The organism is Caldococcus noboribetus (assembly GCF_055389385.1).
The window spans coordinates 14261-27992 of record NZ_AP042475.1 but is presented as its reverse complement, the minus strand read 5'-3'; the positions used below and the strand labels follow the sequence as shown (position 1 = coordinate 27992).

Annotated in this window: 19 protein-coding genes; 5 read left to right on the top strand and 14 right to left on the bottom strand. The window is 58.8% G+C overall.

Annotation, left to right across the window (positions count from 1 at the left end; genetic code table 11):
• Positions 1–10 precede the first annotated feature (10 nt).
• Positions 11–346: a hypothetical protein gene (locus ACZ5GQ_RS00155; RefSeq protein WP_498856657.1), complete on the top strand. Its 336-nt coding sequence runs from the start codon at positions 11–13 to the stop codon at positions 344–346.
• A gap of 51 nt (positions 347–397) precedes the next feature.
• On the opposite strand, the gene ACZ5GQ_RS00150 is transcribed toward ACZ5GQ_RS00155, so the two are convergent.
• Positions 398–952, bottom strand: coding sequence for a TetR/AcrR family transcriptional regulator (locus ACZ5GQ_RS00150; RefSeq protein ID WP_498856656.1), 555 nt, complete (start codon positions 950–952; stop codon positions 398–400).
• Positions 953–1080: 128 nt separating this feature from the next.
• Between ACZ5GQ_RS00150 and ACZ5GQ_RS00145 the strand changes: the two genes are divergently transcribed.
• Together ACZ5GQ_RS00145 and ACZ5GQ_RS00140 are read left to right on the top strand one after the other, a co-directional pair.
• On the top strand, positions 1081–2235 hold the full coding sequence (locus ACZ5GQ_RS00145; protein ID WP_498857408.1) for an arsenic resistance protein: 1155 nt from the start codon (positions 1081–1083) through the stop codon (positions 2233–2235).
• A 5-nt stretch (positions 2236–2240) separates the two neighbouring features.
• Entirely contained in the window at positions 2241–2696 is a 456-nt protein-coding gene (locus ACZ5GQ_RS00140) for a universal stress protein (RefSeq protein ID WP_498856655.1), read from the top strand.
• Positions 2697–3334: 638 nt separating this feature from the next.
• On the opposite strand, the gene ACZ5GQ_RS00135 is transcribed toward ACZ5GQ_RS00140, so the two are convergent.
• Complete coding sequence (locus ACZ5GQ_RS00135) at positions 3335–3673, bottom strand: hypothetical protein (RefSeq protein ID WP_498857407.1); 339 nt, start codon at positions 3671–3673, stop codon at positions 3335–3337.
• Positions 3674–3696: 23 nt separating this feature from the next.
• On the opposite strand from ACZ5GQ_RS00135, the gene ACZ5GQ_RS00130 reads away from it, so the two are divergent.
• Positions 3697–4326: an enolase-like domain-containing protein gene (locus ACZ5GQ_RS00130; RefSeq protein WP_498856654.1), complete on the top strand. Its 630-nt coding sequence runs from the start codon at positions 3697–3699 to the stop codon at positions 4324–4326.
• Positions 4327–4411: 85 nt separating this feature from the next.
• Here the strand turns inward: ACZ5GQ_RS00130 and ACZ5GQ_RS00125 are convergent, their stop codons facing one another.
• The 9 genes from ACZ5GQ_RS00125 to ACZ5GQ_RS00085 form a co-directional block, all read right to left on the bottom strand.
• The gene (locus ACZ5GQ_RS00125; RefSeq protein WP_498856653.1) at positions 4412–4777 is read right to left on the bottom strand and encodes an apurinic/apyrimidinic endonuclease family protein; all 366 of its coding nucleotides are present in this window, start codon (positions 4775–4777) and stop codon (positions 4412–4414) included.
• Positions 4723–5034 carry a hypothetical protein gene (locus ACZ5GQ_RS00120; RefSeq protein ID WP_498856652.1) on the bottom strand — a complete coding sequence of 104 codons (312 nt, stop codon included), beginning with the start codon at positions 5032–5034 and terminating at the stop codon, positions 4723–4725. The genes ACZ5GQ_RS00125 and ACZ5GQ_RS00120 overlap by 55 nt, the downstream gene beginning before the upstream one ends.
• 107 nt (positions 5035–5141) lie before the next feature.
• Positions 5142–5651 (bottom strand): carbohydrate kinase family protein, encoded by a 510-nt coding sequence (locus tag ACZ5GQ_RS00115; protein ID WP_498856651.1) that lies wholly within the window; start codon positions 5649–5651, stop codon positions 5142–5144.
• A 259-nt stretch (positions 5652–5910) separates the two neighbouring features.
• Positions 5911–6093 carry a hypothetical protein gene (locus ACZ5GQ_RS00110; RefSeq protein WP_498856650.1) on the bottom strand — a complete coding sequence of 61 codons (183 nt, stop codon included), beginning with the start codon at positions 6091–6093 and terminating at the stop codon, positions 5911–5913.
• Entirely contained in the window at positions 6090–6896 is an 807-nt protein-coding gene (locus tag ACZ5GQ_RS00105; protein WP_498856649.1) for an ABC transporter ATP-binding protein, read from the bottom strand. Before ACZ5GQ_RS00105 ends, ACZ5GQ_RS00110 begins: the two co-directional genes overlap by 4 nt.
• A complete protein-coding gene (locus tag ACZ5GQ_RS00100; protein ID WP_498856648.1) occupies positions 6889–7893 on the bottom strand; it encodes an ABC transporter ATP-binding protein in 1005 nt (334 codons plus the stop codon). Before ACZ5GQ_RS00100 ends, ACZ5GQ_RS00105 begins: the two co-directional genes overlap by 8 nt.
• A gap of 65 nt (positions 7894–7958) precedes the next feature.
• The gene (locus ACZ5GQ_RS00095) at positions 7959–8153 is read right to left on the bottom strand and encodes a hypothetical protein (RefSeq protein ID WP_498856647.1); all 195 of its coding nucleotides are present in this window, start codon (positions 8151–8153) and stop codon (positions 7959–7961) included.
• A 165-nt stretch (positions 8154–8318) separates the two neighbouring features.
• On the bottom strand, positions 8319–8675 hold the full coding sequence (locus ACZ5GQ_RS00090; protein ID WP_498856646.1) for a hypothetical protein: 357 nt from the start codon (positions 8673–8675) through the stop codon (positions 8319–8321).
• A gap of 132 nt (positions 8676–8807) precedes the next feature.
• Complete coding sequence (locus ACZ5GQ_RS00085; RefSeq protein ID WP_498856645.1) at positions 8808–10214, bottom strand: glycosyl hydrolase-related protein; 1407 nt, start codon at positions 10212–10214, stop codon at positions 8808–8810.
• A 151-nt stretch (positions 10215–10365) separates the two neighbouring features.
• On the opposite strand from ACZ5GQ_RS00085, the gene ACZ5GQ_RS00080 reads away from it, so the two are divergent.
• Complete coding sequence (locus ACZ5GQ_RS00080; protein ID WP_498856644.1) at positions 10366–10869, top strand: 4Fe-4S dicluster domain-containing protein; 504 nt, start codon at positions 10366–10368, stop codon at positions 10867–10869.
• A gap of 237 nt (positions 10870–11106) precedes the next feature.
• On the opposite strand, the gene ACZ5GQ_RS00075 is transcribed toward ACZ5GQ_RS00080, so the two are convergent.
• From ACZ5GQ_RS00075 to ACZ5GQ_RS00065, 3 genes are read right to left on the bottom strand one after another with little or no spacing between them, the layout of a single operon-like run.
• On the bottom strand, positions 11107–11739 hold the full coding sequence (locus ACZ5GQ_RS00075; RefSeq protein WP_498856643.1) for a class I SAM-dependent methyltransferase: 633 nt from the start codon (positions 11737–11739) through the stop codon (positions 11107–11109).
• Positions 11740–11777: 38 nt separating this feature from the next.
• A complete protein-coding gene (locus ACZ5GQ_RS00070; protein WP_498856642.1) occupies positions 11778–12689 on the bottom strand; it encodes an ABC transporter permease in 912 nt (303 codons plus the stop codon).
• Complete coding sequence (locus ACZ5GQ_RS00065) at positions 12686–13720, bottom strand: ABC transporter permease (protein WP_498856641.1); 1035 nt, start codon at positions 13718–13720, stop codon at positions 12686–12688. Before ACZ5GQ_RS00065 ends, ACZ5GQ_RS00070 begins: the two co-directional genes overlap by 4 nt.
• Between the last annotated feature and the right edge of the window lie 12 nt (positions 13721–13732).

Sequence of the window (13732 nt, the reverse complement as noted above, 5' to 3'; positions counted from 1 at the left end):
GGGAACTCCTTTGGACGCGGCGGTGGAGGAGGGGCTTTCTGCGGCGTTCCTTGACATGCCAGACCCATGGAATGCCCTTAGCTCTGTGCATGCCTCCCTGAGGCCTTCATCCCCCCTGGTGGCATTCATGCCTACCACGAACCAGCTAGTTAAGCTTCTAGACGCAGTAAGGTCGACGGGGCTCTTTGCTGTCCAGGAGGTCTCTGAGCTTGTCAAACGGGAGTGGGAGCCAAAAGCTGAGGCCCTGAGGCCTGCGGTCAGGGTGATCGGCCACACGGGCTTCATAGCTGTGCTAAGGTCTCTTGTCCCGGTTAAGGACGAGCTCAACGACCCTGATCGGCCCTAGGATCTGGGCCAACTGAGAGCGTGCATCGCCCTAAGGCGTTGTAAGTGGACGTCAGCTGGAGTAGAGCCTCAGCAGGTCCTTTACCAGCTGCCTTACATAGCTCACCATTTCTATGTCTGGGTCCCACCATACGATGTAGCAGAGAAGCGCGCCAATGAAGGCCCTCCGCGCGTGCAGCGGCACCGTGACCCTGGCCAGCTTCTCTACCTTGGCGAACAGCCTATTGACGTATCCCTCGCACGAGTTGTACAGGGCCTCCTTAACGTCAGGGTACCGCTCCCTCACGCTAAAGGTCATGAGGAAGAGGAGCCTCTCTGTCCTGTCAGCGTACCTCTTCAGGAATGACAGGCCAAAGTCGGTGAGGAGGTCCTCTGCAGTACTATACTGCTTGACAAGCACGTCCTCAAAGACGTCCAGGGGAAGCGACTTCATCGCAACGGCCCTTATGAGCTCGTTCTTCGTCTTAAAGTAGTGAAAGAGGTCTCCCTTGCTTATGCCGCTCTCTTTGGCTATCAGCTCTGTTGACGTAGCGTCAAAGCCCGCCTCCGAGAACAGCCTCGAGGCGGTCTCTATGATCTTCATCCTTATATCTGTTTGCTCACCCATTTTAGTCCCAGGACGCTATATATAATAGCGGCTTATATCTCATATGGATCGACCGGTCAATATTAAGGTTTTAATACCCCTAAGAATAATTAACCGACTGGTCAATCTAAAAGGTGGAAGCCTTGAGTATGAGCAAAGGGAGCGCACTGGTAGCGCTGAGGGATCATCTTGACAGGTTCCTAGGGCTCTACGTTGGCCTCATGATTGTCATAGGAACCATAACTGGGTACTACGACATGGGCTGGGTGAAGCTCCACATACAACTTATGCAGACCCTCATGGAGGTCGCAATATATGTTATGATATTTCCAATGATGCTCATGCTTAACGTCAGGTCGCTGGGGAAGGCCTTTACTAACTGGAAGGTGACTACAGCGGTTATATTGATGAACTTTATATATGGGCCCCTTATGGCTGTCCTCCTGGGCTACGCGTTTGTCAGCAGCCCCTTCGTGAGGCTGGGCCTCTTCATAGCGTGGCTAGTGCCGTGCTCCTCGATGAGTATTGGCTACGTAGGGCTTATGAGAGGGGACATAAATTTAGCGACGGCCATGGTAGCGCTATCGTTCATCCTTTCACTAGCTCTAATCCCGGTTGAGACCACAGGCTACATAAGCCTCATACTTGTGCACCAGATCCACGGCGCTCTGACGCTTACCAGCGCTGCCATCAGGAAGATGGAGGTCGGCATCCTGATGACCATAGTTGAGATACTCCTGGCCCCGTTAGTCGTCGCTATACCGACGCATGAGGCCATCATAAGGAAGGCCGGAATAGAGGGCTTTAGGAAGGTTAGCCCCCTCTTCTCGTCGCTTACCATGCTAGGCATGTTTATGATAATCTTCGTCATATTCTTTGCACACGCTGGCATGCTGATCATGCACATACACGACGTTCTCGGGGTCTTCTACTCTGCCATGGTTTTCGGGACCGTTTCCCTATTACTGTTCACCGTGTTGTTTAAGTATGTCAGGCTTGCCCCTGGAGGGATAAGGAACTACCGCAACTCGATGGTTGCAGTACTGACAGGCATACCAAAGAATGAGGCAACAGCCATAGCTCTCTCAGCCATGGCGTTGAGCTCGCTCGGCCCGGGCTACGCCTTCCTTGCCTCAATGGCGCCGTCCCTTCTACCAGCGTTCCAGGTGGTGTTTATAATAACGTACCTCAAGATGAGGGAGAGGCTCATAAGGTACTATGGCGGCAGCGTCAAGGAGCTAGAGGTCATCGAGGAGGAGGAGCTGATGCAGCAGCGCATTGCTACAGCTGAGGTCAGGAGGTGATCAAGTTGGAGAGGAAGGGCGTTAGGGCGCTGGTGCCGGTTGACTTCTCACCGCATACGGAGGACTGGGTAAAGAGGGCGTTGGACCTGTTCGGTAGCTACATCTCCAGGCTGACCTTCATGTACGTCCTCCCGCTCGGCCTAAAGGAGCTCGAGGACTTCGTTGACCCAAAGACTATAAGGCAGGCAGAGGCCTCAGCTAAGTCAAAGCTTGAGGCCTTGGCGGAGTCGTTCGCAGGACAGTACAGAATAAGCATAATAGTAGCAACTGGTGACCCTGCCTCGCTAATAGTGGATGAGGCGAACAGCGGAAAGTATGACGTTGTAATTATGGGCCACAGGGGCTACGGCTACCGCGAGGAGTTCTTTGTAGGGAGCGTGACGCTGAAGGTCATATCGTCCTCAAAGGTACCTGTACTGGTTATACATAGGGAACGGAAGTTGACGGAAACGGGCAGGTGATCTGGTGACCTGAAGCACAACACTTATTTTGACAACAGGATTACAAAAGGAGCGTCAGGCCTCCCCCTTCTGGGGGTAATGCCTCCAGGTTTCTGAAAGCTAGAGGCGTTGTAGAGCAAAGCTCGTCTCCGCGAGGGGACGCCCAACAGGGCCCTGCACGCCCCCAAGCCCCTTAGAGCCAATGTAGCCCCGCGGCTAGGGGCAGGGTGCAAACGGCTGAGGGCCCGGCCCGCTGCCTGCAGCTGGACTAGCGGAGTTAGTGGAGAGCGCGCCTGCCAGCGATGAGGCGATGAAAGGTGAGCGCGGTAGGCCACAGACCATGATCCGCCCAAGGGGGGCCCTAGCGGCTCAGGGCGGTGGGGCTGAACCCTTTTCACGTTAACAGAAGGCCTTCCTATATCGGCTTACGGCCGACTTTCCTCGGTGCGTTATGATTGCCCTCGACGCGTGCTGTGCCCAAAAGGGGCGAGGAAAGGGGTAGCGGTGACGTGAGCCCCCTCCCAGCGACGTCCTGCTCGAAGGTTACCCATGGCCTGCCTGCCGTTGAGCTCGGCAGGCGGCTGAGGGCTAAGCCCCTGCGCTCGACCATAAACTAACATGAAGTGACTGGAGTGAAGGCGCAGGGGCAAACGGAGTCGCTAGCTAACTAGCTTGGTGCCATCTGGGTCAACGCTGACTTCCCTGACCCATCTAGCTCTCCTTGCAAGGGAGGCCACTACGCCTGCAGCGCCCCCGGGATGCGCAACGGCCAGCACAGAGCCGCCCATGCCTGCCCCTGTCAGCTTTGCCCCTAATGCGCCGGAGCTACGGGCTATATAGACCAGCTCTTCGAGCTCAAGCGTAGAGACGCCGATAGCGGAGAGGAGGCCGTGACTTATGTTTAGCATAGCTCCGAGCACCTCTGGCCTCGACTCCTTTATGGCGTTCCATGTCATATTAACCACGCCCTCCGCAGCAGCTATAAGCGAGGACTTCACCGAGCCCAAGGTGTCCAACAGGCATGGTGAAGCCGCACCAGCCTCCAGGAGAGGCGCTGGACTTCACTAAGGCCTTGAGGGAAGCCCTTGGCTTTAGCGTCAGGGTTGCCATAGACCTCAACGGCGGGCTAACTAGGGACGGGGCCCTTGACTTCCTCAACGCGGCTTCTAGATATGAGCCGGAGTGGGTTGAGGAGCCCATCTGGCCCGTTGACGATCACGAGGCCTTGGCCAGCATCGCCTCTAAGTCGCCAGTTCCCATAGCTGCTGGTGAAAACGAGTACAGCGTAAGAGGCCTGCTTGACCTTGCCAGGAAGGGCGTGTCCGTTGTCCAGCCAGACATATCAAAGCTTGGAGGAGTCCTCAAGATGTTGGATGCTGTGGACGCCCTAGCCGGGGAGAGGGTCACCATAGCGCCTCACCTGAGGCCCCATAGATCCTTCCTAGCTCATGCATTTACGCTTCACGTGGCCGCGATTCGCCCGCAGGTCAAGCTAGTGGAGTGGCCCTCAGCCCCGCTGGCGGCTGACGCCTTCGAGGCGCCAAGGCTCTCAATCTCCTCAGGGCTCATAGACGCGTCAGGGCTCCTGAGCTCAAGGGGCGTTGGGGTGGCGGTTAGGGAGGAGGTGGTGAGATCCAGGTCTGAGTCATAAAGCAAGTCGTTGAGCTGAAGGTGGTAGAGGGCATTATGCCTTGCCAGCATCACCACCGTCTCAGGGTTGTACTCCTTCGCCAGCCTTAGTGCAAGAACTCTATCATGACACCCACGTTGTTTATCCCCCTCTGCCTGAGCTCAAGCACAGTGGCCAGGGCCCTCCCAGCGGAGCCGTGTATTATGTAGCCCTGGGGGTCCTCAACCTTGGGCTCGATGGCTATTTTAACGTCAGGCTCGGCATATTCTGCAACTTCAGCGAGTGAGTCCACATAAGCGTCCCACTGCCTGGCGTAGTCAGTCGTGAACGGGTAGTCAAAGCCCTCCCTGCCAGGCCAGACGTTAATAATGCTGGATCCGACCTGCCTGGCCACGTCTATGGCCTCCTTGACCCTTTCTACGGCCTGCCTCCTAGTCTCCTTAGACAGGGATGAGAGGCCCCCCTTGCCCACCTGGCCTCCTGGGTTATGGCAACCCCTATCACCGCTAACGACAGGCCGTAGTCCTCTGCAGCCCTCCTGACCTTGTCAGCGTTGTCCTTGTTTATTACGAACGGGTAGTTGACCTCAAGCCCATTAAGGCCCTCTATTCTTGAGAGCTCAGGGAATATCGAGGTTGGGTCCCTTGCCTCCCTGTAGCCACCTGGGTTAAACCTCTCAACCCCTTGCGCGACTAGGGGAAGGAGCACAACTGAAAACTTAAGCTCCAAGCTCCCACGCCCAGCCCAGAGGGTAAGCTCGCGTATTTAGAAACTTATACAGAACTGTATAATAAATGTGCAGCGAAAAGGTAAGGAGGGGAAGGCCCAAGGGGAGCTTAGGGGAACTTCCTGACCTCTGTTGACTTAATTATATGACTCCCCTGCTCATTGATGAGCTGCTCAACCAGCCCCCTGCTCACGCTCGACGTAGCCCCATAGCCTGTGACAGCCACAGCCCCGGCTGCCTGGGAGAACGCTAACGCGTTGGCGAGCTCCTCAGGGCCCAGCCCTGACAGGGCCTCTGCGCTCGTCACCCCTCTCGTCATTAGCCAGACCAGCATGCCCGCGACCATTGCGTCACCCGCTCCCGTAGGGTCTACTGCCTTGACTGAGTAGGCCCTCTGTCTCACAGCTAGGCCATCCATGAACAGCTCAGCGCCGGCCTCACCCATGCTGACAAGCACTGCCGTGACGCCGCTTTTCAGAAGAAGCTTCACTGCGTCTAAGTAGGATGTCAAGCCCATTGCAGTGGCCAGCTCCGATGGGTTGCCGTGAACTAGGTCGGCCCACTCAAGGGCGCCTTTAGCCATGTGCTTGAGCCTTGAGGGCACGGCCGAGAAGTCCACAACCTTGAGCCCCCTGTAGCCCTCTATAGGGCGGCCGAGCCTAGCCCAGACGCCAGTGGTTATGTAGAAGGCCTCCGACCCCCCAACAAGCCTTGAGAGCTCCTCAAAGCTAACCAGGTCAGAGGCCCCGGAGACAGCACGGCTACAACTGACGTCCTGGCCCCGCTCACGGGCGGGGCTGCCGGCTCTATCCCCAGGGACCTCAGGTAGGAAGTTATCAGGTTGCCGAAGGAGTCATCGCCTACCTTAAAGTAAACGGTCAGGCTTGAAGGCTGTACCCGAGCTTGACCATGTCAACGGACACGTTGACCGCGTGCCCGCCAGGGGAGACCTCAAGGCCCTCAGCCTGCGTCGTGCCCCCTGGGGGAGGGACGTCGTCAAAGTCATGAAAGACTAGGTCAACCGTGGCGTACCCAGCTATGAGCACCCTTGGGAGGCTCAAACCTCTATCCTCCTGTAGGGGTTTGGCACACTCTCAATTAGAAGCTTCGTGTACTCATGCCTTGGGTGCGTGAGCACTTCATCTGTTGGGCCCTCCTCTATTATTCTCCCCTCCTTCATCACATAGACCCTGTCGGTTATGTAGCCGACAGTAGCTATGTCGTGAGTTATGTAGAGCATTGTGACCTTCTTCTGCTCGTTGAGGACCTTGAAGAGGTCCAGGAGCGAGGCCCTTATGGAGGCGTCGACGTTCGAGACGGGCTCGTCAGCTATTATCACGTCTGGCTCCAGGGCCATGACCCTTGCCAGGTAAACCCTCTGCCTCTGGCCCCCGCTGAGCTGGAACGGGTACTTGTTAATGTAGTCCTCAGGAGGCGTTAGGCCTACCAGCTTCAGCAGCTCCTTGACCCTGGTCTCGTAGTCGCCCCTGTAGCCGTAGACCTTCAGGGCCCTCTCCACGTGCCACTTCACGGTGTGAGTTGGGTCAAGCGACGAGTAGGGGTCCTGGAAGACCAGCTGCACGTGCTTCCTATACTCCTTCAGCTGCCTTGGCTTCGCCCTCGCCACGTCGAGGTTCATAGGGTAATAGATGACGGACCCCCTGGTCGGCTTCAGCAGGCCGACTATTATCCACGCTATTACCGTCTTTCCTGCCCCGCTCTCGCCCACAAGGCCTACTATCTCCTGCCTGCCCAGGTACATGTTTATGTCTATGAGCCCCCTCCTCTCCTCCCTCGATATGAGGCCTGACCTGGCCACGAAGTCCTTGTAGACGTGCTGGAGCTCTATTACCTTGTCAGGCATGGACCCTCGCCCCTGCCTCTGCCTCTTTCTTCCACTCAGGGTACCTCAGGCACCTGTAGGCGCCGTTGTTGTAGGTGACCAGCTGAGGGTGCCGTCTCCTGCAGTCATCGGTGGCGAATGGGCACCTTGACGAGAGGCTGCAGCCTGATGGAAGGTTGGAGAAGCCCTCAAAGTCACCTGGGAGCCTAGCAAGCCTCTGCCCCCTCTTCACTATTGATGGTATGCTGTTGAGCAGAAGGTATGTGTAAGGGTGATGTGGGTCCTCTAGCAGCGTCCTGTAGTCGGCCTCCTCCACGACCTCGCCGGCGTACATCACGGCCATGTAGTCTACGACCTGGAACAGCATAGCTATGTCATGACTTATGAACAGCATGGTCAAGTTCCTCTCCCTCTGAACCCTCCTTATCACCTTGAGTATCTCGTGTTGAGTCACAACGTCAAGGCCTGTGGTGGGCTCGTCCATAACTACAATCCTTGGGTCAAGCATGAGGGCCATGGCCAGTATGAGCCTCTGCTTCATGCCGCCTGACATCTGAAATGGGTAGAGCTCTAGGACCTGCCTGTCCCTAGCTAGGCCGACCTCCTGAAGGGCGTCGAGCACGAGGTCCATGTGGGACTCTATGTCTATGTTGTGGGCTGCCAGTATGTCACCTACTATCCTCTTAACCTTGAAGACGGGGTTGAGGGAGTTCTGGGCCGCCTGGGGAACATAGGCTATAACCTTGCCCCTGAGCCTGTTCAGCTCCTCCTGGCTCATCGAGAACAGGTCGTACTTGCCCTCTATTATGACCCTGCCGCTCTCCACCACCAGAGGTGGGTTCACAAGCCCCACAACTATGTTCGCAAGCGTCGACTTGCCTGAGCCCGACTCGCCGACGAGTCCCATGAGGACGCCCTCTGGCACCTCAAGGTTTACGTCCCTCAGGACCCTGACGTAGCCGCCCGTCTCGGTAAGGTAGCCTGCGTTAAGGTCCTCAACGGCTATTGCGGAGGGCATCTTAGGCTCACCTTGTAGTAAGGCCAAAGATCCTTAAAAACGTGCACTTAACTGTACCCAATTCGCTATGATGATCTTGGATACACAACCTTGAGCCCCCTTGGGACCCTCCACACCCTTAGCTTGGGGTTAGCCACCACGTCAAGACCTATGTTTATCAGAGCGAACGAGAGCGCGAGGGTCCCTATCATTAGGCCGGGCGGGACGTACCACCACCAGCCGTTTATATAAGCCATCTCTCCAAGGGACCAGTAGAGCATCGTGCCCCAGTTGACCTGCGCGAGGCTTCCGAGGCCAAGGTAGTATATCAGCGTGGCACCGAAGACGCCGTATATGGAGGCCGAGAAGAAGGTTGACGCTATGTAGGGCAGGTTGTTGGGTATTATCTGGTTAAAGACTATGCTGGCCGTGCTCTCCCCTATCAGCTATGACGACAATATATACTCCTTCCTCCTCATAGTCAGCGTCTGCGCCCTGATAGTCCTGGCCCCGTACGGCCACGCGGTCACCCCAAGCCCTATCATGAGCTCAAGGTACCCTAGCCTGAGGTTAGCTACCCTGAAGTAGGCCGCGAACACCATTAATATGAGGATGCCAGGTATCACCAGGAGTATCTGGTCCACCCCTGTGAGCACGGCGTCGATCGCGGTGCCCTCGTAGAGGCCCGCAACAACGCCTATTAGGATGGCCAGCAGGGTCCCTATTATCCCGACCCCTACCCCAAGCCCTATCACTGGCAGGCCGCCGGCCAGGAGCTGTGACAGAACGTCCTGGCCAAACATAGTGGTGCCCAGGGGGTGTGCAAGGCTCGGAGGTGACGCCTAGAGCTGACGGGACCCTAGTGTACTATGACGGCAGTGGGTTCGCCGAGGAGAGGGTCTCCTGCTGCAGGGAGGTCGAGCTTGGCTAGCGGCCTATCGGCGCGCCGACCTCGAAAGCACCAAGGTAGTGTAGCCCCTCGGCCTGAGCCTCACCTTCACGTCGTCCGCTGGCCCCAGGTCCTCCAGCAGGGAGTCCTCGAGCAGGGTTGAGGTGAACGCCTCGAAGCCCTTAAGCTCGGATTTAAGCCTGAGCTCCCTGGGCTCCCCGTCAAGCTCTAGGAGCCTCAGCACGACGCCGTCGCCGAGGTCCCACCGCTTTATGGACGTCACGGCCGCCCCCGGCGTGAGGCTCAGCCTCACCTTGAACTTCCTTCCCCTCAGCGGGGTCAGAGACGCCAGGTGAGCCTGCAGGGGGGTCATGTCGGAGCCGCTGAAGCTCAGCCTGTAGCTGAAGGTAAACGTGCCTCCCTGGGCCGCCCTGTAGTTGGTGTGCCAGTAGTTGTTCATAACGTACGACATTATGAGCCCGCTGGGCCCCGGGTCCCTGCGCCAGTCCCCATCAAAGACGCCCCCGACGGTTACGAGCGGCGCGTCGTACGACGCCAGGGAGGCCGACGGCTGCCCCCTAAGGAGGACGGAGTCGTTGACCGCGTACCATAGCCTGCAGCCCCCTCTCACTATGTCCTTGGATATGTCTACGAAGGCCCCGGGCTCCTCTACCATTACGGAGCTTGGCCTCATGGAGAACGGGAACGCGAAGTAGACCCCCTCCTTGTCGTAGTTGTGCGCCTTGGTTACAACGTTGCTTATGAAGACCTCGTCGGTCCTCTTGGACATGTAGACCTCCTTGACCACGCTAGTCAGGTAGGACTGGGATCGCAGCACCAGCTTGACTACGTCGTCGTTTTCAAACACGCCCAGGAGCTCCGACCTGTACTCCCTGACGACCTCCAGCCTCGGCCTCGGCGCCTCCCTTGGCTCCTCGACGGGGAAGCCATCGAGGGGGCTCTCCATTGAGGTCCCCCTGCCCCCCTTTACGTAGACGAGCTCGTCAACGCCGTACTCAGCGTCCCCCATGACCTCCCTGCCCAGGTCCTTCAAGTAGAGGGACACCAGCCTCCCGTCCCTTACGGTCGCCTCAAAGTTCCCAGCCTCAACCCTTATGGTGCCGCCTGCTGGACCCTGGACCTCGATCAGCTCCTTAGAGGCTGCGTGGGCCGCGTCCATGTAGTCCAGCGAGACCAGCGAGCCGTCCACGAGGCCGCTGACCCTGTAGGGGTACGGGTTGACCACGTACGGGCCGTAGGTCAGCTCCTCGGCCCTGGCCAGCGCCCTCGCCGCGAAGCCCGCCTTGGTGGCCCACTGGCCCTCAACAAAGTCGCTGAGGGGCTTGCTCACTGAGCTCCAGGCGCCCCAGGTGTGCTCGTCATAGTAAATTACGTCGCGCCAGGCCTGGGAGAGCTCGTCCCCAGGGTAGCGGTCTCCGGCAGCGTAGGCCATTGCGTGGTAGCCTCTGCAGCGGCTGCGTTGGAGCTTCAGCTCAGGCGCCCTTACACAGCTGACTTGGGCCTGGGCGGGGCCTTAGAAGCCGTTTCGGGCCGCCGTGAATATATTGAAATACTCTAGTCGGCCTCTTACCCTGGGAGGAGCCTTGAAGCAGCTCATTGCAATTCCTGAGAGGTGCACCGGGTGCGGAAGGTGTGAGCTTGCCTGCAGCTTTGAGCACTTCAAGGTCTTTGACCCCGAGCTCTCGGCAATCCACGTCCTGAGGCTTGAGAGGGAGCCCCTGGACGCCCCGCTCTTCTGCATACAGTGCGGCCTGTGCGCTGTTGACGGGGTCTGCCCCCACAACGCGATCTACAGGGACCCCAACACGTTCTCGGTGGTGATCGACAGAGCCAGGTGCGACGGCTGCGAGAGGTGCGTGGAGGTATGCCCCTACGGGGTTATAACTATTGACCACCTTGAGAAGAAGGCCGTGAAGTGCGACCTCTGCGGCGGCGACCCGCAGTGCGTCAAGGCGTGCCCGGAGAACGCCCTGGCCTACGTTGACGTCAACGAGGCAGCCTACTACAAGAGGTACTTCTTCGCCAAGCTGCAGGAGAAGTTCATGGTGCCCATAGTCCCCTACCCTGCTAGGGGATCGCAGAGCTGACGCCGAAGCGCTCTAGTGCAGGCGCTCCAGCGCTAGGCCTAGTGCGGACGCGCGCAGAGCGGGGGCCCCTGAAGGTTATAGCCTTCTCTTAACTGGTTTGGCCGACTGAAAGGGTAGGCCTGGGCCCTCCAGGCAGCGCCAGGGGCCCGGGGGCTTGAGGAAGAGGCAAGGGTCCGCTAAACCTTCCCCGCCCTGGGCTAACGCTGCCACTTTAATGGGCTCCCAGCTTCTAAAACGCTAGGCCTTCCTGAACCTTGAGCACACGAACCCCTCAACCCCAGTGTAGGGCCTCGGCTCCTCCTCCCTGGGCTCGTCGAGGGGGCCGTAGGTAAGCGTCGCGAAGTGCCCCTCCGGCATAAGCCCTGCGGACACGGCCATGGACTCGACCTCGTCGACGTCGTAGAACTTGGCCAGCGAGTAGAACGGGTGCCCCGCCCTCCCAAGGCCCATGTAGTGCTGCCCCCACGGCGAGCTCCTGGTAACTATGCAGCTCACGAGCAGGCCTCCCCTGGCGAGCACCCTGGACGCCTCGGCCACAGCCGCAACTGGGTCGCTTATGAAACAGAGCGTGACCACAAATATCACTGCGCCCACCGAGGAGTCCCTGAGCGGCAGGGCCTCGGCCCTGCCCTGGACGCTCTGCACACCCCTCCCGAGGGCCAGCCTGGCCATGTTGACGCTTGGCTCGACGCCCAGGCAGCCAAGCCTTGAGGTGAAGAAGCCCGTGCCTGAGCCGACCTCCACGCACGGCCTCCCGGCCCCCTCCACGGCCCTGAGCAGGGCCTTCACCTCGTTCCCCGCAGTCACGGCGTTCCTGGAGAACCAGGAGTCGTACCTCGAGTAGAGCCTCTCAAACGGCTCCCAGCCCAAGCGGCTGACCCATAAGGCTGGGCTGGCCTGGCATAAAATTACTGAGCCCTCGCTGGCCCCTTCCTTGGCTTCCAGACCCTGAGCCTCGGGTTGGCCACAGCGTCAATACCAAGGTTCATGAGTGCGAAGGACATGGCCAGCAGGCCCATCATGAGCCCCGGCGGCAGGTACCACCACCACTCCCCTGTGAAGTACGCGTAACTCGAGAGTGACCAGTAGAGCATGGTGCCCCAGTTCACCGCCCTGAGGCTGCCGAGGCCCAGGTAGTATATGAGGGCCGTGCCGAAGACGCCGTAGAGGGCGTTGAAGAAGAATGCCGAGGCCACGTATGGGAGCGAGTAGGGCACTATCTCGTCAAACATTATCCTGTACCAGGGCTCCCCTATGAGCTGGGATGACAGTATGAACTCCCTCCTCCTTATGGTCAGCGTCTGCGCCCTTATGGCCCTGGCGCTCGGGGGCCAGCTGGTCAGGGCCAGGGCCAGCGTCAGGCCAAGGTAGCCGAGCCTTATGTGGAGGGCCAGCATGTAGTCGGCTATGAACATCATGAATATGAGCGCGGGGACCACCAGGAAGAGCTGGTTGAGCCAGCTGATGGCCTTGCCTAGGGCAGAGTCAGCGTAGTAGCCTGAGGAGACCCCCACGAGCACTGATATGAGAGTCCCCAGGGCCCCAACCCCGAGGCCAACCTCCACGACTGGAAGGCCGCCGGCCAGGAGCTGGGAGAGCACGTCCTGACCGAACACCGTCGTGCCCAGGGGGTGCTTGAGGCTGGGCGGCTGCCCTGGGGGGAAGAGCGACGCCGAGGGGTTGTAAGGGGTCCAGATGGCCCCAATTATTGAGAACGCCAGGATCGCCAGGAAAAGTATGAGGCCCGCCCTGGCGGCGGGCTGCTGCCATATGCCCTCCCAGAGCCTGTAGGCCGGGCTATACCTGTCTGGCAGCCTCAAAGCCCCTCGACCTCGGCCTTACTTGTCCTGGGGTCAAGTATGCCATATATCAGCTCTGCCGCCAGGTTTGACGTTATCATGGCTGTCACCAGCATGACGAGTATGCCGTTGAGCAGCGGGTAGTCGAGCGACTGCAGGGCCTGGCCGTAGTAGTAGCCCAGGCCGGCGTAGTTAAAGAGCCCCTCAATAGCTATGGCTCCTAGGACGGAGTAGCCCAGCGATATGGCGAAGCCAGTGAAGTTGGGCAGGAGCGCCGTCCTGTAGGCCCTGCTGGCTATGACCTTCTCCGGGACCCCTATGGCCCTGTAGTACTGCATGAAGTCCTCCTGGAGTATCGGTATCATGTTGTTCCTCATCCCTATGGCCCAGCCGGCCAGGGAGAAGAGGGTAAGCGTAATTATTGGCAGCGCTGCATGGTGGAGCACGCTGATCACGAAGGGGAGGCTTATGGTGGGCCTCGGGAAGGCCCTCTCGTTGTAGGGGTTCTCGAGAGGGAAGAGCCTGAGGTGAACGGCAAATATCGTTATGAGGACCTCGCCCATAACGAAGACCGGGAACGTGTAGAGGAACATGAGGGCTGAGACTATCGCGTAGTCCCTCCAGCTCCCCCTTCTCAGGGCTGCCGCCCTGCCAAGTATGTTGCCTATGACGAAGGCCAGCGCTATGGAGGGGTACACCAGGAGGACGGTCCACGGCGCCCCCAGGCCTATTATGCCCGACACCTTAAAGGGGTAGTACTCGAGCGAGACGCCAAACCTCAGGGTGAACACGTCCCTGAGGAAGTCGATGTACTGAATGTATATGGGCTCACTGTACTGCTTTATGAGGGGCCCGAACTGGGCCAGGTACTCCCTCATGTACTCCTCCACGAGGCCCGCCGACGCCCCGTAGCTGATCAGCTTTGAGTATATCAGCGTGAAGAGTATGTTGTGGGGCAGCAGGTGGGGTATGAAGAAGTCCACGGTGACGCCCGCGAGCCAGAGGGAGAAGTAGAACAGGACCCTGTCAAGCACCCACCTTAGCCTGGGCATCAGGACCTCCGT